Source organism: Paenibacillus glycanilyticus (assembly GCF_051200795.1).
GTDB classification, from domain to species: Bacteria; Bacillota; Bacilli; order Paenibacillales; family Paenibacillaceae; genus Pristimantibacillus; species Pristimantibacillus glycanilyticus.
Window position 1 is genome coordinate 2,682,464 of the sequence record NZ_CP195155.1, and the last position, 21,809, is coordinate 2,704,272.

Consider the following 21,809-nt stretch of genomic DNA (forward strand, 5'->3'; position numbering starts at 1 on the left):
TCTGTCTGTGTCTGCCTTAATAAATCAAATGATGAACAAAACGTTATGAATGACGAAATCCTTTTCTATAACCTGTTTTGAGGAGTACCTATAATGAAATTACGGCCTCAATAAGTTATTACGCAAAAGGAGAGAAGATTTGATGGACACAAAACCGATTGCCGTCCAGACTCGCAAGCGACCTGGACGCCTATCTTCCCGGAGAAGCAACGGAATACTGTATCTCATGGTGCTGCCGGCAATCATAATTACGTTTATTTTTTCTTATTTACCAATCGGAGGATTGGTAATGGCCTTCCAGGAGTACCAGCCGTGGCTTGGCTTTGACGACTCGCCTTGGGTGGGGTTCGATCAGTTCCGCATGATCTTTCAGTTCCCGGATGCCGTACAAGTCATCTGGAACACGCTTATCATTGCGGGATTAAAAATTATGACCGGCCTGATCGTGCCTTTCGTTTTTGCCTTGCTATTAAATGAAGTCAGGATAAATGCATTTAAAAGAACGATTCAAACGCTTGTCTATCTGCCGCATTTTCTTTCCTGGGTTATTCTGGGCGGCATCCTGGTCGATGTCTTGTCTCCTTCAGGCGGTCTGTTCAACCGGCTGCTGGAGGCGCTTGGAATCGAATCGATCTTCTTTCTGGGGGACGGTGACTGGTTCCGAGTAACCGTTGTCCTCAGCGATATATGGAAGGAGTTTGGATTCTCGACGATTGTGTATTTGGCAGCACTGGCAGGCATAAATCCATCCTTGTATGAAGCAGCCGAAACAGACGGAGCTAATCGTTGGCAGCAGACGCTGTATATTACGGTGCCATCCCTTATTCCAATGGCGATTGTGCTAGGTACGTTGTCGCTTGGGAATATTCTGAATGCCGGGTTTGATCAAATTTTCAACCTTTACAGTCCGCTGGTATATACAAAAGGCGATATTATCGATACTTATGTTTATCGAATGGGCATACAAAGCGGGCAGCTCAGCTTTGGCACGGCGTTTGGTCTTTTCAAATCATTCGTTTCGACGGTTCTTATCGTTATTTCATACCGTCTGGCTTATAAATACGGCAATTACAAGATTTTCTGACGAGGAGCGACGGCATGTATTATAAAACAAAGGCTTACCGCGTATTTAATGGCTTCAATATGATATTCATAGGTTTGCTTGGACTGGCATGCATCCTTCCGCTTGTTCATATCCTGGCTGTCTCTTTTAGCGAGAAGGCCGCAGTAAGCGGGAATTTGGTTAATTTCTGGCCGGTGGGGTTCAATCTGGATGCCTATGCTAAAACAATGGACAATAAGCAGTTTCTAATCTCGCTTTGGATTTCCTTCGAGCGTGTCGTACTTGGAACTGCGGTTAGCATGTTGGTCGTCATTCTTGCCGCTTATCCACTATCGAAAGACAGAGGTGCGTTTAAAGGAAGAATGACGATTATGTGGTATTTCGTCATCACCATGCTGTTCAGCGGAGGATTAATCCCTTCCTATATATTGATCTCAAAGCTGCAATTAAACAACTCCATATGGGCGCTTGTACTGCCTGGAGCGGTAAGTGTTTGGAATATGATTTTGCTCATGAACTTTTTCCGCAATGTTCCTGTTGAATTGGAGGAGGCGGCACTTATCGATGGCGCTAATCACCTTCAGACCATGTGGAAGATCTATCTGCCCGTCTCCATGCCGGCCCTTGCCACCTTGTCCCTGTTTACGCTTGTCGGCCATTGGAACTCCTGGTTTGATGGGCTGATCTATATGACGCGGCCAGAAAAATATCCGCTGGCTACCTATCTGCAAACGATTGTGGTCAGTCATAATTTGAAGGATTTGATTACAAACGTGAATGATGTAGAGAAGTTGACGCAACGTTCCGTGCAAGCTGCGCAAATCTTTATCGCCGCTGTACCTGTTTTATTGGTCTATCCTTTTTTGCAACGGCATTTCGTTAAAGGTATGGTTATCGGCGCGGTAAAGGAATAGTCCGAGTCGTATGTGTTAATTCGCTGCTTAGAATAGGAGAGAAAAAAATGATAGCATTAAATGCGATAGTAACAAACGTATTCTCCATTTCCATTCATGAGAGGACGGATAAGCTTTGGACTTTAAGCTCGCTGCCTGGAAATGAAAGCATTGATTTTGAAGCGCCTCAATTCGAGTTAAATGGTGAATTAACAAAGTGTCGGCTTCTGTCCGTTATGAGCATCTACAATCCTCAAGAAATTGCGGAAGGGATAACCGAATACCAATTTGAAGGCACTGTGGAAACCAACGCGTTGCTCAAGCTACGCCTTATCTTTCGAATTGCTGAACGCAGCCCGGTGATCCGGTTTCGGTATGAGCTTCACAGCTCGGTACCTCAATGGATGACGAAAAGGGCAGAACAGGAACAGCTTGTATATACCAAAGTTTCACTGGATCAAATGCCTGTTGCAAAGGAAGTCCGATTCTCTGAATTTATTGAAATGGTACACAGCTTCTGTTTATCAGAATTACCATTAGCGGAGAACGATTTCAATAACAAACGAAAAGTGATGGGACCTCTGATCGCTGCAAGCGGAACAACAAGCAGCTTCCTGCTCGCTTATGAGCATGGTTCCCAGGTGCCGGATGCGTTTCTTCAATTCGAGCTGGAAGAGCATAGGGGAGTTTCTTTACATGCCGTCAAAGGCAATTATTTAAGAGATCAAATTCTGGATCTTAATAATCCGTTTTGTACGGTTTGGCTGCAAACGGCAATGGTAGAAGGAAATGAAGAGCAGCTGGCTAAGGAATACAGGTTGTTTGCCTTACGCGATTTTAGTTTGAATACGGAAAGCCGCAAGCCATATATTTTCTATAATACATGGAACATGCAGGAACGCTCCAAGCATTGGCATAAGGGGAAATTTCTCGACCCTATGCGGCAAGACCGGATCTTGGACGAAATCGATGCGGCGCATGAGATGGGAATCGAGGTATTTGTTATTGATGCAGGCTGGTTTGAGAAGACCGGAGATTGGCAGGTCAATCGTGAACGTTTCCCGGATGGGCTGGGGGCGGTTAAAAAGCGGTTAGATTGCTATGGCATGAAGCTGGGGTTATGGTTCGAACCCACTTCAGCCGCACTCTCGAGCCGTATGCTTGAGCGGTATAAGTCAAGCCGAATGTCTCGTGATGGAGTCTTGACTCCTCCGCGCCCGGTATGGGAGACCGAGGATAGCTGCTATATGTGTCTGGTCAGCGAATACTGGGAAGGATTTGCAGAAGAACTAATACGTGTTATAGGAGAGACCGGTGCTGCCTATCTGAAATGGGACTGGATCGCCCAATACGGATGCAGTGATCCAAACCATTGGCACGGCAATGAAAGCCATAGCGAGGAGGAGCGCTCAAATCGTTATGCCTTCTTATTGGGCAGTTATATGTCCAAGGTTGTGGACCGGGTTTGCGAGGTTTGCCCTGAGGTTATCGTGGATTTCGATGTGACAGAGGGCAACCGCTATGTAGGCCTTGGATTTCTGTCTTCAGGAAAATATTTTCTCATTAATAACGGGCCATACTACCATAATTATGACTTACCGCTCGACTTGAATGGAGGGAATGGCAATATCTTCTTTTATCCCGGACAGGCACGCGGATGGATTACACGGACACCGCTCAATTTGGATAAGTGGCTGCCGTCTGTTCTATTCTTGACGCACTACTATCCGGACGATCTTCCGGCCGGTAACCGGCTAACATCGCTTGCTTCCCTTATGTTAGGCCATAATGGGATATGGGGAGAGCTTACTAGAGTATCAAGTGAAGGCAGGGCATTTATACGATTATGGCTTGAACGTTACAAGCAGGTCAGGGACAGCATCACGATCAGCGCACCGATCGTTACTGGCGTTGTTGGCGGTAGCCCGGAAATTTACGAGAAAATTAATGCAAATAACGGAGAAGGCATCGTTTCTTTATTTGCAAGTTCAATTGGATCTTACAGCTATGTGACTCATCATCAGGTTCATAAAAATTATGTTGCGTCACCTGGAGTAAGGTTGACGTACACTTCCGAGGGGCATGCCTTAATCGAATTTACTGTAACCGAACCTGGTGCTGGAATTGTGTTGTTCGGCGTGCGGTGACGGAAAGAGCAATCTATACTACTATTCTAACAAGGAGTGGGCTTCTTTTTATTGCCATTTATCACTGACAGGTTAAAGGCAAACGGAGCATTTTAATGATTCTGGAGAAGCGTTAGCGGTCGCTTTTGTGAAGGGATCCCAACCTTACCCTGTTGATTTAAAGGGATCCCTGAGCAATGGCGATTGGAAGAACATTAAAATGCGCAGGTTGCTGTTTAACCAAATCCATTTCAACTAACCGTTCCGATAATCTTGTGGAGTAACATGGTAGTGCTTTTTGAACATTTTTATAAAATAAGAAGTATTCTGATAGCCGATCCTTTCGCATATCTCCTGAATTTTTAGATGCGTGTTTTTAAGATAATAAGCGGATTTATCCATCCTAAGCCTGTAGAGATAATCGCTTATGTTCTCTCCTGTCTCCAGCTTGTAAAGCTTTGAGAGATATCCTGGATTCAAATAGACATGCTCGGCGATGGCTTGCAAGGATACGTCATCCGCAAGCCGCTCTTCAACAAATTGCTGAACACGGTTGATAATGGAAGTATTTGTTGTAAGCTTTTCGTTTTCCATTTCCCGTTGGAACAAATGCAGCAAGCCTTCAGCCCAGCGACAAAATTGATCGGGAGAGCGCCGCGCGTTCATATCCAATTCAAGTGAAGGTTCTCCAATGACATCGGCGATCTGCTTGCCGCTTTTATGGGATAAGTAGTAAAAAGAGGATAACAGGAAATAGTAAACCTCGTTTATGTGCTCAATGGAATTTCCCCAGCTGCCAAACAATTCGGAAACAATGGCGCTTAATTTGAAGGAAGCATCTTCAAAGCGGCCTGCTTCGATTAAATGGGTGAGCAGGGGAGGTTCATACAAACTGCGTAACGACTGAATCCGGATCATTTCCGGCGACGTGTTGATGGTCTTGAAAATTCCGAATTTGCCGCGGATGAGCTTGCGCATTTCATGCAGCATGGATTCATATATTTCAGGCACTTCTTGCGGGAATTCCGCCCATGTGCTTAGAAGGATAGAGATGTTCCCTTTTAGATAATGCTCCACGTTATGCTGCAATTCCTCAGCTTTTAGTTCAACAATCCTCTCCGTGCTTAAATGAAGTTTGCCTGGGTCACCGGTATTTTTCGGTTTAAGTAGAATGGTGAGATACTCGTGGTGGTCTTTTCCATGCCACAAGTCGAATTCATTGTCCATTATTTCCTCAATCATATTGCAAACGGCGTACTCGAATAAATGCATGCTCTCTTTGCTGTAATTAAGCAAATTGCCTTCCATTCGAATCATAAGCATGGAGAACCTGTCTCCGAAACGGTATGGAATATCCAGAAGCTGCAGCTTATCGGACAACTCGCTGGTGATGTTTTTGCCATACAGCAGGTCGTTCAGCAGATTGCTTCTCAACAAAGGAAGATGCTGCCGGAGCGTATAGGAAGCCCGTTGCATGGAGCTTATCTCTTGCCATTCCTCTTGAAGCTGGGCGATCAGTCTCTTAACCGCTGCCATTAATTCTTCATCGCTGACCGGTTTAAGCAAGTATTCAAGTACCTGTGCCTTTAGAGCTTCCTTCGCATAATCAAATTCGGCAAATCCAGTTAATAAGATGCATTTCGATCGGGCTTTAATCGAACGAATACGCCGAATCAGCTCCAGACCGTCTATTCCCGGCATGCGAATATCGCTGATTACAAGATCAATGGGAGTAGATTGGAAAAGTTCCCATGCTTCGTTCCCGGAATAGCATTTATATACATTGGAGATGCCCAGCTCTTCCCATGGTATCCGAATGGCAAGAGCGTTCACGACCGATTCTTCATCGTCTACAAGCAGCAAATTCATAGATGTATCCCAGCCTTTACGAATCTATTGATGAATGTTGCCATTTTAACAGGAACTGCATTCCGCCTGAAGCGGTGGAATGAATGTTAAGACCGGATTCGGCCCCATACTGTAAAACAAGCCTCTGATGGACATTCCAGACACCGTAACCCCGATTATCTTCATGCTCTTTATTTAGAGAAGCCTTTAACGCTTCCAGGGTCTCTTGTGTCATGCCTCTTCCATTATCTTCGATAAGGATAGTGTTCCACCCATTATCTCGGAAGCCCTGTATTCGAATGACTCCGCCTTCCGCTTGAGGCTCGATCCCGTGGATAACGGCATTCTCTACAATGGGCTGAATGGAGAGGCGGGGCAGCGGTTGCTGTAATAATTCTTCCTGAAGATCAATGTCGAAACGCAGCCTTTTCATGCGAAGCTGCTGTATATTCAAGTAGTTTCTAACCAACCTGATTTCCTCTTCAACGGTAGCCCTTTCTTTATCTGTTTGAGTCGTATACCGGAAATATTCGCCTAGATTTAAAGACATGGCTACGACGGCTTTTTCATCGCTTAAGGTCGCCATATTCATAATGTAAAACAAACAGTTATAGAGAAAATGCGGGTTGATCTGCGATTGAAGCTGTTTGAGCCTGGCTTCTTTCGCATGAAGCTGTTCGGCATACACCTTTTCTATCAATTCTTGAATATCTTCAGCCATATAGTTAAAACCCGCGAATAAATAGCCAAATTCGGCGTCGCGGCGTTCCGGAATTCGGACCGAGTAATCTCCGTTACGGACCTTTCGAACTCCTTGCAGCAGCTGCTTGAGCGGCAATTGAATATATCGGTACAGCCAGAGCGAAGCGGCAATGCCGAATACAACCAAAACCCCGATTGATCCATAAAACCAATCACGGCTCTTCGTTATTGGATTAAGTATGGTATGAATCGGTACGATATCGATTAAATAACAGCCCATGCTTTCAATCTTAAACGCGTTTAGCACATAACTGGCTCCATCAAGTTTCACAATTTGATTGGCTTTAACATCACTCAAATTGCTGCTCAAATATTGAATCAATTCATTGCTATAGGATGCTCCTTTCAAAGCGTTTGTTAGAAAACCTTTTGCGGGATGATATAGCAATGTTTCTCCTGCCTGGTTTTGGTTATAGTCATCTATCAAATTTCGAAGCGTGTCGACTGAGAAATAGATCTTTGTAATCTGTTGAACATTCTGAGCATTAGCCTTATAAGGATCAACAACATAATGGGCGAAACGGAGAGCATGGTTTCCTTTAACGGTGGGGTCTTGTTCAAGTACCCAAGGTTTTTCCTGCAATAAAGGCAAATCCTCCAGTTTTAGAGGATTCGCTTGTGCCATCGATTCAGGAACAACTCGTTTAGCCTGCGGGTAATAGACCATAATTCGGCTATCCCATTTGCTTGCGATTTGCTGCAGACGCAGTTTCTGCTCGACGGCATTAAGAGACGAGATTTCTACATACGAAGAAAAATCGGCTCCGACTTGAAGGGATTGAACGGAGTAATCCCGGCTGATTACACTTGAGAGCATTACCAGGCGCTGTGCTTCCTCCTCCAGTTGACTGTTAAGGAATGATAGTCGATTAAGATTAATCTGCTGGATTTGTGATTTGATGACGTTTACGCTCGTGTTGTTGGAGTACCCATATAAAATGACAATCGGACAGAGTAATAGAATTAACATTACGATCAGCTTGATGAAAATATTCGCCTTTAATGCTTTCATTCCTTGGCCCCCTGTAGAAATGGTGAATAGAAGAGTATAAATCTCCAAATTGTTTTACTTTTACGAATAATAGGGACATTCCGGATGCCGTATATTGCTTCCTTAGATGCAGGAATGCTGATGGCATTATAGCAGATTCTGTTCGATTGAAACATGATTAAATAGTTTGGAGAATGCATCTTGATAGGTGTGTGCTTTTGGCAACCAAATCATTGCTTTTAACTAAATCATTCACCGCCAAAACTCGGTATAGTTAAGTTATTCCAATGATTAAAGGAGCTGTTTAAGAAATGAGTACACGTCCATTTATAAAAGCACTCGAAGCGGATGCAAGTCTGCAGCAAGTCATTACGGATGAGCAAGCCAGATTCTTCCTGGATAACGGTTATCTCGTTATTCGTAATGTCGTGAGCGGTGAGGAGCTTCAGCGGCTGCAGGAGCAGACTCTTCAGATTGTCGAGAAGGGACTTGCAGGTCAGGCGGAAGACAGCGACTACCTGTATCGGATCCGGACAAACGGAGAAAAGGTTTATTGGCGGACGGAGTATATCATCGACAAGTGCGAGGCGAACAAAGTGCTTTTGGGCCATCCGTTTATTCTGCATACCGTTGAGAAGCTGCAAGGTCCCAACTTTATCCCGACTTGGGATTCGCTTGTTGTTAAAGCGCCTAATAACGCGGCATCCGTGCCTTGGCATCGCGATGCGGCTGTACCGGTAGATTGTCAGGATCCAAGACCGATTTTTAATGTGGATTTCTATCTGGACGATGCGGATGAACGCTCTTGTCTGTGGGTTATTCCCGGTAGTCAGAACTGGTCGGCGTCTGAAGCGCAAGAACGCTGCTCCAAACCAGGGTTCGAGATGAGCGATGCGGTTCCGGTTCCAATGAAAGCGGGTGATGTAATTCTGCATAATATTCAGCTGCTGCACGGATCGCCGGAAGGGGAAGGAAACGCCATGCGCCGTACCGTCTATTATGAATTCCGTGCAGGAGAGATAGAGGCTCAATATGGACCGCATTCGCTGGCATATCTCCCGATTAAGCAGCGCATCTTGCAGGATTGTATAAGCAGGAGACAGCAATGCGATTATATTGAAGGAGAGAGGGCATTCGTGTACAAGCCAACTGGTACCTTTGCAGAGTATGGCAATGAAGCTCCCGGATCCTACCGAGTCCTGCATGATAAGTTTTGGAGAGACTAGTTGTTTTGGATCGCCAGTATGCAGCAAGTGAAACAAAAGAAGCGGACATTCCAAAGTGAAAAACGATTAGGACTTCGCTCTGCTTAGTTCATTCCTTGTGTCGGGTAAGGTAGGTTCCTTTCAGAGTCTGCCTTACCCGACACTCCATCTTTAAATAATTGACATAATTCAATCCAAACCTATATAGTGTAGTTAAGTAAACTAAACTAAACTATAATTCAACAGGAGGTTATTTTCTCTGGATAAAGAAGCAATCGCAATAGAAAAAGAAAGAAAAGAAAAAAAATCAGTTCTTTATAAAATAGGAATTGGACTTATTATAGTATCTCTTCTCTCTTGGCTTATTCCTGTAATAACTCCTATTACCCCTTTTTCAACTAAGGTAAAGGCAGCAATAATTACAGGCGCTATAATATTTTCAGAAGCAACGTTTTGGGGAGGAGCTTTATTAGTTGGAAAAGAAGTGGCTTCAAAATTTAAAAGGTTTTTAAACCCAAGAAATTGGAAGAAAAAACAACGACATAATGGAGTTCAAGATGATGGAAAATAAAAAAATTGCCGAACAAATAAATAAGACAATAGAAGATATTTGGATGCTTATGGAAAAAAGCGAAAGAAAAATAACGGATTTTGGACTAAATAATCAACAACACGTAATGCTGTCGTTAATTATTCGGCACCCTTTTCCTTCACCTACAGAACTAGCTGAAAAAATGGAAATAACCAAAAGTGCGGTAAGTCAACAGTTAAAAAAACTTGAAAGAGATGGGTATATAAAAAAAATACAAGATGCGCATGATAAACGGGTATTTTCAATTGGGTTAGGAGAAAAGGGTATTATCTACAAAAAAGAACTAGACACATTTAATGAACAAATTCTTAAGGAATATACTTCAAAATTGTCGTTCGAAGAATTATCAAATATGTTATCTTCATTTCAAAAATTCCAAGAGTTGCTTGAACAAATAAAACACTAAAGTTATATTGTCTTTACCTGCGAGGTGTGGGGTAAAGGCGTTATTGATATTCGCCAGTATTTGAAGCGTTAATGGAATGAAACAGCGACAGTCTAGGACATTATTTTCTCGTCCTTGGCTGTCGCTGTTTCAATTGGACATCAGTTTGTTTGACAACCAGTACATTTCTTTTTACATCACCAGAATTCGCTTGCCGAATTCAAGATGATCCTCCATTTGTTTGGAAGCCTGCTCGGGCGCTCCGGAGCGAATGCTCTCGAAGATGCGGACATGATCCTCGTAGGATACCTTTATGCGAGCGCGATCCTTACGAAGTACGCTCATTGCAATCTGGTACAGCATATCTTGCAATTTCGCCATAGCAGCTACAATTTCGTCGTTGCCGCTGATTTCTGCGAGCTTATGGTGGAACAGGGTATCCGCCTTCGTAAAACCGGCATGGTCATCGGAAGAAACACAGCACTCTTGCTCCCGCAAATTCTCCTCAAACCATTTAATGTCGGAAGGGTCCCATATAAGTGCCGATAATTTGCGTACTACAAAGCTTTCAATGGCAATGCGATAATCGTATAAATCGATAGCTCGTTTAAGGGAAACTTCAGCAACTACGAGTCCTTTGTTTGGCGTGTATTTAGCCAGTCCTTGAGCATCAAGTCGCTCCAGTGCAGCGCGGATCGGAGTGCGGCTCATCTCTAGCATTTCGACCAGTGTTCGCTCAGTCAGGATGTCACCTGGCTTCAAATCTCCGTTTAAGATCAGTTGACGAAGCTGTATATAGGCTTTTTCTTTTAGAGTAATCGCTGTTTCGCTCATATATTCTCCTAAATAATTTGAAGTTGCTTCTTTAGATAATGAATACTGGAATCCATCCAGTCTCTCTCCAAACGAATAGTATCCTCTACAGTAGCGCTGTAAGGTGTCCATAGTTCAAGAATGGCATTTGCATGATTGTATGGAATCGCTGCCTTTAGAAGTTTTTCTATATTCAATTTACCATAACCAGCAGGTTTGCCCAAGATGGTGAAGCCCATTTGGTGATCTACACGGACGATGTCGAAATCCTTGAGGTGGAGATTAATCGTGTATGGCAATAACTCTCGTATAACCTCTTCAGGGCCTTCCAAAGCTCCAAATGAATTAACGGTGTCGAGGCAGCAGCCAAGCCATTTACTATCGAGAGAACGAAACAGATTAATTAACTGGCTGGTGGTATGAAGGCCGTGATTCTCAATAGCTATCTTAATTCCGGCAGATTCAAAGTCTGGCAGTACAGCTCGGAGCTGCTGCTCGGCGATATGGATATCTGGTTCGGTTATTAAGGTCCGGAATAAGGATGCTTGAAGCCTTCGCGCGATAGCAAGATACATGAGCAGATGTTCAGGCGAGGTCCCTCTTGTCCCAATCTCGAGCTCTATACCAAGCTCCTTGGCTAGTGAATTCAGCTCATCAAGCTCTTCCTCGCTTAGCAGATGAAGCGGTATATTATCGCAAATCTGGACAAGCGCTAGACCGTTCTGGTGAGCAATACGCAGCAAGTCTACGGCACGGATCGGTGCTTGCGGCTTCTCGTAACCAGGAACACCAACCGCCCAGGTCAGGGTATAAGAACTAAGACCTAACTTCATACTACACTCCTTTTTCTAATAAAATGGTTCTTTTTCAACATTGTATACAATTTCAATTTTATTGTATACATCAAATAAATCGTATGGTATTCTTTGCTTATTCAGTTGGTCTATTAAAGGAGAATGATCAATGACAACGCTTGCACTTATTGGCGCCGGAGGAAAAATGGGCTGCCGAATTACCGATAACTTAGTAAAGGCAACACATCCTGTTCATTATGTAGAGATCTATGAAAAAGGAATTCGGAATCTGGAGAAGCGCGGATTAAAGCCAACTCCTCAAAGTGAAGCAGTATCGAAGGCGGATTTAGTGATTCTGGCAATTCCGGATATAGCAATCGGCAAAGTGTCGCAAGAAGTCGTACGGGAAATGAAGCCAGGAGCCGTTCTTATGGTACTGGACCCGGCTGCCGCCTATTTGGGCCAGCTGCCTGAACGCGAGGATGTCACTTACTTCGCCGCTCATCCCTGTCATCCACCGGTATTTAATGATGAGGTAACTCTTGAGGCCAAACGCGACTTTTTTGGCGGTGTTGCCGCCAAGCAGGCGATCGTCTGTGCCTTAATTCAAGGTCCGGAGGAGCATTATGAGCTCGGCGAGCAGATTGCTCGCGAAATATTTGCGCCGGTTATGCGGGCCCATCGCATTACAATCGAGCAGATGGCCATGCTGGAGCCAACCATGGCGGAGACAATCAGCTCCATGATGGTAACGGTTCTTGGCGAGGCTATGGAGGAAGCGGTCAAACAAGGAGTTCCCTATGAAGCGGCGAAAGACTTTATGCTCGGCCATATTAACATCCAGCTGGGCATCGTGTTTGAAAAGGTAAATCCTTTCTCTGATGCTTGTCTTGTTGCTATCGAGTACGGACGCAGGGCGATGATTAGGGAAGGCTGGAAGGATCTGTATAAGCCGGAGAAGGTGTATGAACAGATTGATGTCATGCTTCATCCGGAGAAGTTACGGGATCTCAAGCTGGAGGGATAACACAAATGAAGTTGTGGAAAGTAGGGCTTGTCGGGACCGGATGGTGGTCTGAGAAGCATCTGAAGGCATGGTCGCAAATACCAAACGTTGAGATTGCAGCATTATGCAACCGCAGCCGGTCCAAACTGGTGGATCGTGCTCGCCAGTTCGGTGTAGGAGATGAGAATCTGTTCCAATCGCTGGAGGAGATGCTGGCCTTGGCAGACATCGATATCGTTGATATCGTAACTGGGCCTGAGACCCATCTGGATCTGGTACGTCAAGCGGCTTCGGCAGGCAAGCATATAATGTGCCAGAAGCCGTTCGCACCTTCTCTTGAGCAGGCTGTGGAAATGGTTGCGATAGCGAAGGAAGCGGGAGTCCGACTTATGGTTACGGAGAATTGGCGGTGGCTTCAGCCGTTCCAGACCATTAAGCAGCTGCTTGTTGAGGGAGTATTGGGACAGCTGCATGTGGCCAGATACGTGCATACGGATTATTACACGCCTCGTATGGAGCCTGGAGCTGTGTTGCCTCAGCCATTTTTCAGGGAAATGCCGAAGCTTCTGTTTTATGAAATGGGTGCGCATTGGTTTGATACTTGGCGTTTTCTGTTCGGGACGCCGGATCGGCTGTATGCCGAAACGTTGCGAGTTAGTCCCTATATCAAAGGGGAGGATTCCGGGATTGTTATCCTCGGTTACGAAAATTTCTACGGAATAATGGATATGAGCTGGGCGACGAGACAGAAGCTGGATGTACCGCTTGGCAAGGAAGTAGGGCCTGTTCATCTGGAGCAGCTGGTCATTGATGGAGAGAATGGCACCATAAAGCTCTACACCAGCGGAAAAATCAGCATCGTTGCCAAGGATAGCAGTCGTGAAGTGATAATTAAGGAAAAGACTGAGCTTGATCATGAGGAAAGTCATTATCGCTTGCAATCCCATTTTATCGAAGCTCTCGAAAAGAATGAGCCATTCCAAACAGAAGGAGATGATAACCTGGTTACGTTGCGTATGTTATTCGGGGTTTATGAAAGCGCAGCCAGTCATCTCCCTGTCCTCATGGAGAGGAGTGGGCAAGCTTGATTATTGATGTTCATGCCCATATTGGCTGGGATCATGTGTTTGATGAAGATTTTACCCTTGAAGAGCTGCTTGAAAAGCACGACAAATATGGGATTGCCACTACGATTGTTCAGCCCGCCACCTGCCATGATCTGGACACGGTACGCGCACAGCATGATGCTATTGGTGAACTCGGTAAGCGTTATCCCGGTCAGTTCCTGGGTATGGCCAACCCCAATCCTCATCTGCCTGACAAGGTGTACGAGGCAGAGGTTCGTCGCTGTATGGAGGAGCTTGGATTTGTGGGCATTAAAGTCCATACGTTCGCTCATGCCGTTCACCCTGGCAGCCGCGACGGAAGGAAAGTGTTCGGTCTGGCGAGCAAACTGGGAGTACCGGTTATGGTCCATACGGGAGCAGGTATTCCATTTGCCAATCCTGCCAATTTGATCGGCGTAGCGCAGGATTATCCGGAGCTTCCTATCGTGATGGCTCACTGCGGAATGATGATTATGGCCGGTGAGACGGAAATCGCAATGAAAGCATGCTCCAATCTATACGCCGATATTACCTGGACAGCAGGTTTTAACCTGCGGCATTGGTCTCGCCAATTCGGCGCTGACCGGTTCATGTTTGGTACGGATCATGCGGACAATACGGGCACCGAGCTGGCGAAGGTGAGAAGCTGCGGGCTTTCGCAGGAAGATCAGGATTGGATTTTGCATGGCACGGCCAAGAAAATATATAAGCTTTAATAGGCTTTTAATAAGAACGGAGGAAGCAGGGCGATGGTACAAAAACTTCGGGTAAGCGACAACGGGCGGCGCTTGACACAAGAAGACGGACAACCGTTCTTCTGGCTTGGCGATACGGCATGGGAACTATTTCATAAGCTGAACAGAGAGGAAGCAGAGCACTATCTGAGAACACGAGCGAACCAGCGGTTCAATGTCGTACAGGCGGTTGCTCTCGCCGAGCTGGATGGACTTGAGACGGCCAATGCATATGGCAAGCGGCCGTTAAGCAAGAATGAAGCGGGAGAATATGATCCTTCTTTGCCGTTAACGGAAGAAGAGGCTTACGATTATTGGAAGCATGTGGATTATATTATTGATTTCGCTGCCGAACTGGGGATTTATATTGCTCTGCTGCCGACTTGGGGAGACAAATACAATCTGATGTGGGGCAAGGGGCCAGTCGTGTTTAATGCTGAGAATGCCAATGCGTTCGGTCGCTGGCTGGGCGCAAGATATAGCAGCCGCTCCAATATCGTTTGGGTGCTGGGTGGCGACCGGCCCCTAACGGAATACGAGCATTTTGCCATTACAAGAGCGCTTGCCGCAGGAATTAAAGAAGGCGGCGCGGAACAATTGATGACGCTGCATCCGATGGGAGGGCATTCTTCATCCTACCATGTACATCGAGAGACTTGGCTTGATTTTAATATGATTCAATCGGGACATGGCGAAGGTGTGCAGCGCAACTATGAGAAGGTGCTGTACGATTATGGGCTCACGCCGGTTAAGCCAACGATGGACGCGGAGCCTTGCTACGAGGATCATCCTGTCGGCTTCAGAGCGGACAACGGCTACTTCGATCAATCGGATGTGCGCAAGGCTGCTTATTATGGAGTACTATCGGGAGCATGCGGACATACGTATGGACATCATTCGGTCTGGTGTATGAGTGGGGGGCAGTATGGATCCTTAGAGTTTGATCAGGCTGGAGGGTATGTTATATGCGAATGGAAGGCTGCGCTCGAGCGGCCTGGAGCCAATCAGATGAAATTTGTTCTGCAACTGCTAGAGTCCAAGGGTTTAGAAGAATTGATTCCAGACCAGGAGCTTCTTGAGGATAGCGGAGCAGGCTCCAATTATGTACCAGCAGCCAGAGGAAATACATTCGCCTTGTACTATTCGCCAAACGGGCTGTCCATTCATGCTCGACTTGGACGCTTATCTGGCCAGACGCTGTCTGCTTCTTGGTACAATCCAAGAAGCGGAGAATTCACCAATGCAGGAATACTGTCTAACGAAGGTACGAGACGCTTCATGCCTCCTAGCAGCGGAAGAGGTGAAGATTGGATATTGGTACTGGCCGAATAAAAAATATTAAGAAACGCAGTCAGTGTAAGAACATTTCCTTTGTACTGGTTACGTAGGACTTATTTACCTTTAAACACGGCATGCCGGACGTCCCTCTTTGGAATGGCAGAAAATCGTGACAGCTTGATTCCAATAGACGGATTTTGCGAGTCGAAGGATTTCACCTTCTGCTATGGCCAATTGGAAGGCTGAACGTCCGGAAGATGCGGGTAATCCGGGATGGAACGTAACAAGGTTCGACCTGGCTTTTTAAATAACCCGAAAATGAACTGATGCCCCAAGTATGCTAAAGCTACCGGAATAATCCCTCAGCCTGATAAAAAACTACTGATTATGACAGAAGTTGTCACTATTAACGGTTACACTATCAGTGAAAGATCAATCTTAAAGGTTGAAGGAGCTGAATAACTATGGAAGTGCAATTGATCCCGTATATTATGCTGGATGGAGGCGCTCGTGAGGCGATCGCCTTTTACGAGCAAGCGTTAGGAGCGAAGGTGGTATTCAAGACGACCTTCGGCGAAGCTGGGCAAGAGGTTTCGGAGCAGGCGAGGGACCGAGTGGCCCATTCCGTCCTGAAGATCGGAGGAACGGATCTGTATGTCGCCGATACAGACCCGGGGGTCCGGTTCACGCAGGGCAAGCAAGTAAACATCTGCATCAACATCGCCGATAAAGAGCAGGCCCATAAGTATTATGAGGCGCTGAAAGAGGGCGGACAGGTCGAACACCCTCTGCAGGAGGTCTACTTCAGTCCCGCGTACGGGATGGTAACCGACAAATTCGGCGTTACCTTCCAGATTTTTACGAAGAGGACGTAATGGTGGGTTCACCTTACGCAAGAACGATGGATGGGAGATTATAGTGCAATCAATATAGCTGCAGCAGGTCAGAGGATCTGCTGCAGCTTTTATTTATTACAATCTCTCCTCGAACGGGATTGATGCCGCGACTGCCTTTCAAGAAAAGTTATGAAGGAAACTTAATACAGTAAATCGATCTTTAGCCAGTCGCCGATGCTAATCGATTACGGTACGATTATGAGGCGAGACCTACCTGCAGAAGAAACGAGTAAGGAAACGATAGTGAAGCGAAGGAGGATGAACCTTGAATAACGAGAAATATGCAAACATGTTGATCATGCCAGAACTTAACACGATCGAGAAGCGACTGCTTCCTTTCGGCCTATTATCGGAGCTAAGACAGCAGACCCCTGTCCGGTACGATAGCGTTCGAAATTGCTGGGACGTCTTCTCATATGGAGAAGTCCAGCGCATCCTGAAGGATCCCAAAACATTTTCTTCCGTGAGAGGAGCGGCGGGAGGCCAAAATCTACTGTTCATCGATCCACCCAAGCATAAGCAGCTGCGCGATCTCGTCAATAAGGCGTTTACGCCGAAAGCGATTCAGGGGCTGGTGCCGCGTATTGAAGAGATTTCCGCGGACCTTCTGGATGGCGTGGACGGAGTGGATATGAATCTGGTTAGTGATTTCGCCACTCCGCTGCCGGTCATCGTCATCGCCGAGCTGCTCGGAACGCCAGCAGAGGACCGGGCTCATTTCAAACACTGGTCCGATATTCTCGTCGAAAGCGCTGAGGACGAGTCTGCCGAAGCATACGAGGCGATCATGCGGAAGCGTACGGTGGCGATGCAGGAGCTCGCCCAATATTTTGGGCAGCTGATTAAGGTCCGCTCTAGAATGCCGAAGGATGATCTGATCTCGGCCTTGCTCGCTGCGAAAATTGACGGGGTCCAACTGACGGAACATGAAGTGATCAGTTTTTGCGTGCTGCTACTTGCCGCCGGCAACGAAACGACGACCAATCTGATTGCGAACGGAATGCGCGTTCTGTGCGAGCAGCCCGAGCTGCAAGACGAGCTGAACCGGAGTCCAGAATTAATCCCCGGCTTCATTGAAGAGACGCTGCGGTATTACCCACCGATTATTGCGATAGGAAGGACCGCGACTATGGATGTCGAGCTCGGCTCGCACCGATTCAAAGCGGGCGACCAGATTATTGCCTGGGTGGGAGCGGCGAACCGTGACGAATCAGTCTTTGCCGCTCCCGACCGTTTCGATCCTCGCCGAATGCCAAATCCACATATGTCCTTCGGCTTCGGCATTCATTTTTGCCTGGGTGCGCCGCTCGCTCGATTGGAGGGCAAGATCGCGCTTCAAATGCTGACGAATCGGTTCGATCAGTTCCAACTGGCAGACGGAAACGACTTGGTGCCGATTCGAAGCTCGTTCGTCTTCGGCGTTAAGGAGTATCCAATTTCATTCGTACGACGATCCTGACGAATTCGTTTGTGGTATTCCTTAACGGGGCATGGAATTTTATAACTTATAGGTATGTAGGTTTCTTGAAAGAGAGAATGGTGTAATCGCATGGGAAATGGTATACGAAAAACATTCGTTAAGCTAAAAGGGAACGAAAACTCAATGAATCATGGGGCAGTTTGCGATCCGCAGCTGCTCCATTTTCATTGCGCTAACGGGAGGATAGCTTAATTTTGCTAACGAATAAATTAATCAATACAAAAAAGGAGAGGAAGTAGAAAAATAAATGTCCTCTTTTATACCAGTTTATAATAAGTTATACGAATGTTCGGATGTTTACTCGACCAGACCATTTAAGGCAGGTATTGAAGCGGACTTTGAATATTCTAGTGCTTTACTACGGGGGGATGTCAAGCCCTCTGAATCACTTGAGACTAGACATTTGAGAGGAACTCATACTCCATCACCTGCCATCTATACCGGCTTTTCTTTATTGCTACATGATTCGATTATTGAAACGTTTATTCAACAACAAATCACAGGCTGGGAATCTTACCGAATAACTCTTTATGGTAAAAACCATGAAATTATCCCCAACTATTCTGGGATTTCTATTACAGGCAGATGCAGCCCAGTGGACTACAACCGCAGTGGAATTGTTTATAAAGAATATCCCGGAGGAATTTTCCCTCGATTTAAGGGCAGCTATTTCAAGGATGATGTTTGGGATGGGACGGATCTGTTCATGGAGAACCCTGACGAACGAGGGTATACCTTGACTCAGTATGTTTCAGAACGGGTAAAAAACATTTTTGATAACAATAAAATTAAAAATTTGCAATTAACGAATCTGACAGAGAGAGAAATCGATGTAATGAAGATTGCACCTGAAAGAATTCCGGAACACTTGAGATAATGTTTGTAAACGGGTCTTAGACGGGAACAATAGCTTAATAAGAACAGTGCAGCAGCCGGTCAATAATGACCGGCTGCTGACGTTTCTCAACTAATGATCTGGATTGTTTAATGGCGCTAAGTGGGGGTTATTAGAAACATTTCCATTTATAATGCGTCTAATTGTAATGGCAGTAAGGACAAATTTGAAATATAGGAGCTGGTATAGTGTCTAATCACGTTTACAAACTCCTGATCGTGGCTGGTTTTGCATCACACGGCGGTACAACTCCTTCTGATTTCAAACTCGTAGATTACCCCAAATTCACTGATAATTGAGCAACACAGCGGCAGTTGGTCAGATGATAATATTCTGCTGTCTTACGATACGAGGAATTTTCTTATACACTATTTCAAACCAGGCTATGGATTTGAATATGTAGCTTCGTTTCCTATGATGAAGTTATTGTTGTCAGAGATTAAGTCCGATTAGAACTTTAAGCTAAACTGATGTGTAATAAGTTATAGGACTTCTTAAATTAATAAAATGCGGAGGTCAAGCAGTGTCAACTTTATTAGGATTGAAAAAGGTAATTGCACCGAAATTGTTGGAAGAGGGCTTTTCGTATGCAGGTAAACTAGACTCTATAAGTTGGGTGTTCTCGCGTGATTATAACGGAGTTACTCAGTCGTTCATATTCGAAAAAATATACTCAAACCCGGATACCATGCGACTTCAATTAAGGACTTCCGCCAATCGTGATACATTAGGACATCACGAATTAAATAACAATTTAGATCCGCTCGGACTTTCATACGAAGATAAAGAAGGCTACGAACAGATACTACATAGCTTTTTAAAAGTTATACCTCAAGGCATTGATTGGCTTAACTTATTTAGCATTCCTGATGTACTGCCTACAAAAGAACACTACTCTATGCTCGAATCTCTAATTGATACAAAAAGGGCTATTAGTCAAGACAGATTACAATCGAATCAGTTTCTTAATAACATAGAAAAAATGATTACTGAAAAGTCTAACGAAGGCACCATGCCTCCAGATTGGGATGCCATAACAGAAATTTCATTACAATTAGGAGAATCTATAAGAACATTATTTGGCGGTGAGTGGACCGTGGATACTAACTTCCAAAGGCCAATGGTTATGAATATTGGTGGCGTACTAAATAATAAAATAAACCCTCTTTATTTAGTATCTAGGTACTGGGGAAAGCCAGGGTACTATCACATCAATTTAATTATTGAAGCGATGAAAAATAGGCTGTAGGTTGGAGCGGTCACTATTGAACGGCTGCTTTTCTCAACTAAAGGGCAAGTTAGCTTGATGAATTATGCCCCCATTTATTGGAGATATTGAAACACAGGATGGGGGACTGAAAATGAAAGTGATTCAAAGCATCTGCTTGGTTGTAGCACTCTTAATTTTGCCTGCCTTTAATACTTCTACAGTACGGAATTTAAAGGTTGAGGATATTAATTCAATACAGGTAGTTACTGGACCCCAACATAGTGGCGAATTAGGAAACGAAGAGATCACACATGTAATTAACTGGCTTCATTTAGCAAAAAAAACGAAGGTAACAGGTGGATTTGACAAGCGCCCGACGGTGTTAAAAATAAAATTGAATGATGGGAGACTACTGGTTGTTACCAAAGCGGTTAGATGGATCCATACTAACAATCCTGATGGAAGTGGATTTTCACAGAGCATCCCCATTCAGGATGAAATTCTAATAAATTTCGATTCTCAAAGAATTCAGCTGAAATCACCAGAGTTGTTCAATTGGTTGACTGAAATCACATATGTGAAACTACACTGACGGCGAACATTAGTTGATAAGCGATCCATCGCTGATTTTGCATTGCTGCAAGCACCTCCCGGATTGAAAGCCTCTATATATTAAAGTATACATATTCCAAAGATCCGTACGACGACAATACCTCAACCAATCTCCTGCGCCGTCTCTTCTCGCAGCCTTCTAATATCACTGATCGGCGGGAGACCGAACAGCCTTGCGTATTCGCGGCTGAACTGCGAGGGGCTCTCGTAGCCGACACGGTAAGCGGCATCGGCGGCATCGAGGGATTCGGCCAACAGCAGGCGGCGCGCCTCTTGAAGGCGAATCCGCTTCAGGTACTGCAGCGGGCTCAGTGCAGTCACTTCCTTGAAATGACGGTGCAGCGACGAGGGACCCATATGGGCCATTCTCGCGAACTCGTCGATATGAAGCGGCTGGGCATAATCCAGCTTGATGCGGGCAATGACTCTGGCGATCCGACTAATGCCGCTACCGGCGAGGCCAAACTGCTTAAAGGCTTCACCTTGGCCTCCCTTCATTATACGGTAATAGATTTCGCGAACGATCAGCGGCGCCAGATGAGGAATGTCGCCAGGCGTATCCAGCAGCCGGACGAGCCGAACCGCCGCATCCAGAAGCTCGGGACTCGTCTGGTCGACGAATGCGCCCCGCTTCGCCTCTCTGCCGTCTTCCGCCTCCGGCTCCACGTCTTTCATCACTTCCAGCACCTGGGCGGGATCCAGACCAAGCCGCATGCACAAATAAGGCGCTTCGGGAGAAGCCTGAATAAGTTGTGAGGTGACCGGCAGATCGACCGATACTACAAAATGCGAGGAGGGACCATATGTAAAGCTGTCTCCTCCCAGCATAACGACCTTCGTGCCTCTGGCGACGATGACGATTGCTGGCTCATAAACCGTATTGACCGGTAGTGTGGTTTTTGAGCTGCGGATCAAATGCAGCAATGGCACGGATGTTCCGAACATCCCGTCTCTGCCCGTATGACGCTCGATCAACCAGACCAGCTCGGCGAGCGTGTCAGCTGACTTAAGGCCACAAAAGAACGATTGCCTGTCTTGATCGTCTCCTATCAGCGGCACTGCAAGTTGTGGTTGCGGCATTTTCTTCCTCCATCGTTTATCCTCTTGGTAAGTTCATTAT

At 45.7% G+C, this 21,809-nt stretch carries 20 protein-coding genes; 15 read left to right on the plus strand and 5 right to left on the minus strand.

What is annotated here, in order from left to right:
• The first annotated feature begins 142 nt into the window (after nt 1-142).
• Genes ACR9FF_RS12310 through ACR9FF_RS12320 form a run of 3 tightly spaced genes read left to right on the plus strand, consistent with a single transcriptional unit; the run spans nt 143 to nt 4,103 of the window.
• Nucleotides 143-1,084, plus strand: coding sequence for an ABC transporter permease (locus ACR9FF_RS12310; RefSeq protein ID WP_435171344.1), 942 nt, complete (start codon nt 143-145; stop codon nt 1,082-1,084).
• A 14-nt stretch (nt 1,085-1,098) separates the two neighbouring features.
• The gene (locus tag ACR9FF_RS12315; protein WP_435171345.1) at nt 1,099-1,977 is read left to right on the plus strand and encodes a carbohydrate ABC transporter permease; all 879 of its coding nucleotides are present in this window, start codon (nt 1,099-1,101) and stop codon (nt 1,975-1,977) included.
• Nucleotides 1,978-2,024: 47 nt separating this feature from the next.
• A complete protein-coding gene (locus tag ACR9FF_RS12320; RefSeq protein ID WP_435171347.1) occupies nt 2,025-4,103 on the plus strand; it encodes an alpha-galactosidase in 2,079 nt (692 codons plus the stop codon).
• Between the two features lie 234 nt (nt 4,104-4,337).
• Here ACR9FF_RS12320 and ACR9FF_RS12325 read toward each other — a convergent pair whose 3' ends face one another.
• On the minus strand, nt 4,338-5,951 hold the full coding sequence (locus ACR9FF_RS12325) for a response regulator transcription factor (protein ID WP_435171349.1): 1,614 nt from the start codon (nt 5,949-5,951) through the stop codon (nt 4,338-4,340).
• Nucleotides 5,952-5,967: 16 nt separating this feature from the next.
• The gene (locus ACR9FF_RS12330; protein WP_435171351.1) at nt 5,968-7,704 is read right to left on the minus strand and encodes a sensor histidine kinase; all 1,737 of its coding nucleotides are present in this window, start codon (nt 7,702-7,704) and stop codon (nt 5,968-5,970) included.
• Nucleotides 7,705-7,994: 290 nt separating this feature from the next.
• Between ACR9FF_RS12330 and ACR9FF_RS12335 the strand changes: the two genes are divergently transcribed.
• The 3 genes from ACR9FF_RS12335 to ACR9FF_RS12345 all read left to right on the plus strand — a co-directional run bounded on the left by ACR9FF_RS12335 (nt 7,995) and on the right by ACR9FF_RS12345 (nt 9,886).
• Nucleotides 7,995-8,909 carry a phytanoyl-CoA dioxygenase family protein gene (locus ACR9FF_RS12335; RefSeq protein ID WP_435171353.1) on the plus strand — a complete coding sequence of 305 codons (915 nt, stop codon included), beginning with the start codon at nt 7,995-7,997 and terminating at the stop codon, nt 8,907-8,909.
• Nucleotides 8,910-9,216: 307 nt separating this feature from the next.
• Nucleotides 9,217-9,459: a transporter suffix domain-containing protein gene (locus tag ACR9FF_RS12340; RefSeq protein WP_435172088.1), complete on the plus strand. Its 243-nt coding sequence runs from the start codon at nt 9,217-9,219 to the stop codon at nt 9,457-9,459.
• Complete coding sequence (locus ACR9FF_RS12345) at nt 9,449-9,886, plus strand: MarR family winged helix-turn-helix transcriptional regulator (protein WP_435172090.1); 438 nt, start codon at nt 9,449-9,451, stop codon at nt 9,884-9,886. The genes ACR9FF_RS12340 and ACR9FF_RS12345 overlap by 11 nt, the downstream gene beginning before the upstream one ends.
• Before the next feature lie 171 nt (nt 9,887-10,057).
• Here ACR9FF_RS12345 and ACR9FF_RS12350 read toward each other — a convergent pair whose 3' ends face one another.
• Both ACR9FF_RS12350 and ACR9FF_RS12355 read right to left on the minus strand, forming a co-directional pair.
• The gene (locus tag ACR9FF_RS12350) at nt 10,058-10,699 is read right to left on the minus strand and encodes a GntR family transcriptional regulator (RefSeq protein WP_435171355.1); all 642 of its coding nucleotides are present in this window, start codon (nt 10,697-10,699) and stop codon (nt 10,058-10,060) included.
• 8 nt (nt 10,700-10,707) lie between these two features.
• Nucleotides 10,708-11,511, minus strand: a complete 804-nt coding sequence (locus tag ACR9FF_RS12355; protein WP_435171357.1) for a sugar phosphate isomerase/epimerase family protein — start codon at nt 11,509-11,511, stop codon at nt 10,708-10,710.
• A 130-nt stretch (nt 11,512-11,641) separates the two neighbouring features.
• Between ACR9FF_RS12355 and ACR9FF_RS12360 the strand changes: the two genes are divergently transcribed.
• From ACR9FF_RS12360 to ACR9FF_RS12400, 9 genes are all read left to right on the plus strand, one after another.
• Complete coding sequence (locus ACR9FF_RS12360; protein ID WP_435171359.1) at nt 11,642-12,499, plus strand: phosphogluconate dehydrogenase C-terminal domain-containing protein; 858 nt, start codon at nt 11,642-11,644, stop codon at nt 12,497-12,499.
• A 5-nt stretch (nt 12,500-12,504) separates the two neighbouring features.
• The gene (locus tag ACR9FF_RS12365; protein ID WP_435171361.1) at nt 12,505-13,566 is read left to right on the plus strand and encodes a Gfo/Idh/MocA family protein; all 1,062 of its coding nucleotides are present in this window, start codon (nt 12,505-12,507) and stop codon (nt 13,564-13,566) included.
• Nucleotides 13,563-14,300, plus strand: coding sequence for an amidohydrolase family protein (locus tag ACR9FF_RS12370; RefSeq protein WP_435171363.1), 738 nt, complete (start codon nt 13,563-13,565; stop codon nt 14,298-14,300). Before ACR9FF_RS12365 ends, ACR9FF_RS12370 begins: the two co-directional genes overlap by 4 nt.
• A 33-nt stretch (nt 14,301-14,333) precedes the next feature.
• Nucleotides 14,334-15,650: a glycoside hydrolase family 140 protein gene (locus ACR9FF_RS12375; protein ID WP_435171365.1), complete on the plus strand. Its 1,317-nt coding sequence runs from the start codon at nt 14,334-14,336 to the stop codon at nt 15,648-15,650.
• Between the two features lie 410 nt (nt 15,651-16,060).
• Nucleotides 16,061-16,471: a VOC family protein gene (locus ACR9FF_RS12380; protein WP_435171367.1), complete on the plus strand. Its 411-nt coding sequence runs from the start codon at nt 16,061-16,063 to the stop codon at nt 16,469-16,471.
• A 310-nt stretch (nt 16,472-16,781) separates the two neighbouring features.
• Entirely contained in the window at nt 16,782-17,951 is a 1,170-nt protein-coding gene (locus ACR9FF_RS12385; protein WP_435172092.1) for a cytochrome P450, read from the plus strand.
• A 268-nt stretch (nt 17,952-18,219) separates the two neighbouring features.
• Nucleotides 18,220-18,849, plus strand: a complete 630-nt coding sequence (locus tag ACR9FF_RS12390; protein WP_435171368.1) for a hypothetical protein — start codon at nt 18,220-18,222, stop codon at nt 18,847-18,849.
• A gap of 541 nt (nt 18,850-19,390) precedes the next feature.
• A complete protein-coding gene (locus ACR9FF_RS12395; RefSeq protein ID WP_435171370.1) occupies nt 19,391-20,116 on the plus strand; it encodes a hypothetical protein in 726 nt (241 codons plus the stop codon).
• A 112-nt stretch (nt 20,117-20,228) separates the two neighbouring features.
• Nucleotides 20,229-20,669 (plus strand): hypothetical protein, encoded by a 441-nt coding sequence (locus tag ACR9FF_RS12400; protein WP_435171372.1) that lies wholly within the window; start codon nt 20,229-20,231, stop codon nt 20,667-20,669.
• A 122-nt stretch (nt 20,670-20,791) separates the two neighbouring features.
• Here ACR9FF_RS12400 and ACR9FF_RS12405 read toward each other — a convergent pair whose 3' ends face one another.
• Nucleotides 20,792-21,769, minus strand: a complete 978-nt coding sequence (locus tag ACR9FF_RS12405) for an AraC family transcriptional regulator N-terminal domain-containing protein (RefSeq protein ID WP_435171374.1) — start codon at nt 21,767-21,769, stop codon at nt 20,792-20,794.
• Nucleotides 21,770-21,809: the final 40 nt, after the last annotated feature.

Coding starts and splice junctions, on each gene's coding strand:
- ACR9FF_RS12310 (WP_435171344.1), top strand. CDS start 143: ATGGACACAAAACCGATTGCCGTCCAGACTCGCAAGCGACCTGGACGC.
- ACR9FF_RS12315 (WP_435171345.1), top strand. CDS start 1,099: ATGTATTATAAAACAAAGGCTTACCGCGTATTTAATGGCTTCAATATG.
- ACR9FF_RS12320 (WP_435171347.1), top strand. CDS start 2,025: ATGATAGCATTAAATGCGATAGTAACAAACGTATTCTCCATTTCCATT.
- ACR9FF_RS12325 (WP_435171349.1), bottom strand. CDS start 5,951: ATGAATTTGCTGCTTGTAGACGATGAAGAATCGGTCGTGAACGCTCTT.
- ACR9FF_RS12330 (WP_435171351.1), bottom strand. CDS start 7,704: ATGAAAGCATTAAAGGCGAATATTTTCATCAAGCTGATCGTAATGTTA.
- ACR9FF_RS12335 (WP_435171353.1), top strand. CDS start 7,995: ATGAGTACACGTCCATTTATAAAAGCACTCGAAGCGGATGCAAGTCTG.
- ACR9FF_RS12345 (WP_435172090.1), top strand. CDS start 9,449: ATGGAAAATAAAAAAATTGCCGAACAAATAAATAAGACAATAGAAGAT.
- ACR9FF_RS12350 (WP_435171355.1), bottom strand. CDS start 10,699: ATGAGCGAAACAGCGATTACTCTAAAAGAAAAAGCCTATATACAGCTT.
- ACR9FF_RS12355 (WP_435171357.1), bottom strand. CDS start 11,511: ATGAAGTTAGGTCTTAGTTCTTATACCCTGACCTGGGCGGTTGGTGTT.
- ACR9FF_RS12360 (WP_435171359.1), top strand. CDS start 11,642: ATGACAACGCTTGCACTTATTGGCGCCGGAGGAAAAATGGGCTGCCGA.
- ACR9FF_RS12365 (WP_435171361.1), top strand. CDS start 12,505: ATGAAGTTGTGGAAAGTAGGGCTTGTCGGGACCGGATGGTGGTCTGAG.
- ACR9FF_RS12375 (WP_435171365.1), top strand. CDS start 14,334: ATGGTACAAAAACTTCGGGTAAGCGACAACGGGCGGCGCTTGACACAA.
- ACR9FF_RS12380 (WP_435171367.1), top strand. CDS start 16,061: ATGGAAGTGCAATTGATCCCGTATATTATGCTGGATGGAGGCGCTCGT.
- ACR9FF_RS12385 (WP_435172092.1), top strand. CDS start 16,782: ATGTTGATCATGCCAGAACTTAACACGATCGAGAAGCGACTGCTTCCT.
- ACR9FF_RS12390 (WP_435171368.1), top strand. CDS start 18,220: ATGTCCTCTTTTATACCAGTTTATAATAAGTTATACGAATGTTCGGAT.
- ACR9FF_RS12400 (WP_435171372.1), top strand. CDS start 20,229: ATGAAAGTGATTCAAAGCATCTGCTTGGTTGTAGCACTCTTAATTTTG.
- ACR9FF_RS12405 (WP_435171374.1), bottom strand. CDS start 21,769: ATGCCGCAACCACAACTTGCAGTGCCGCTGATAGGAGACGATCAAGAC.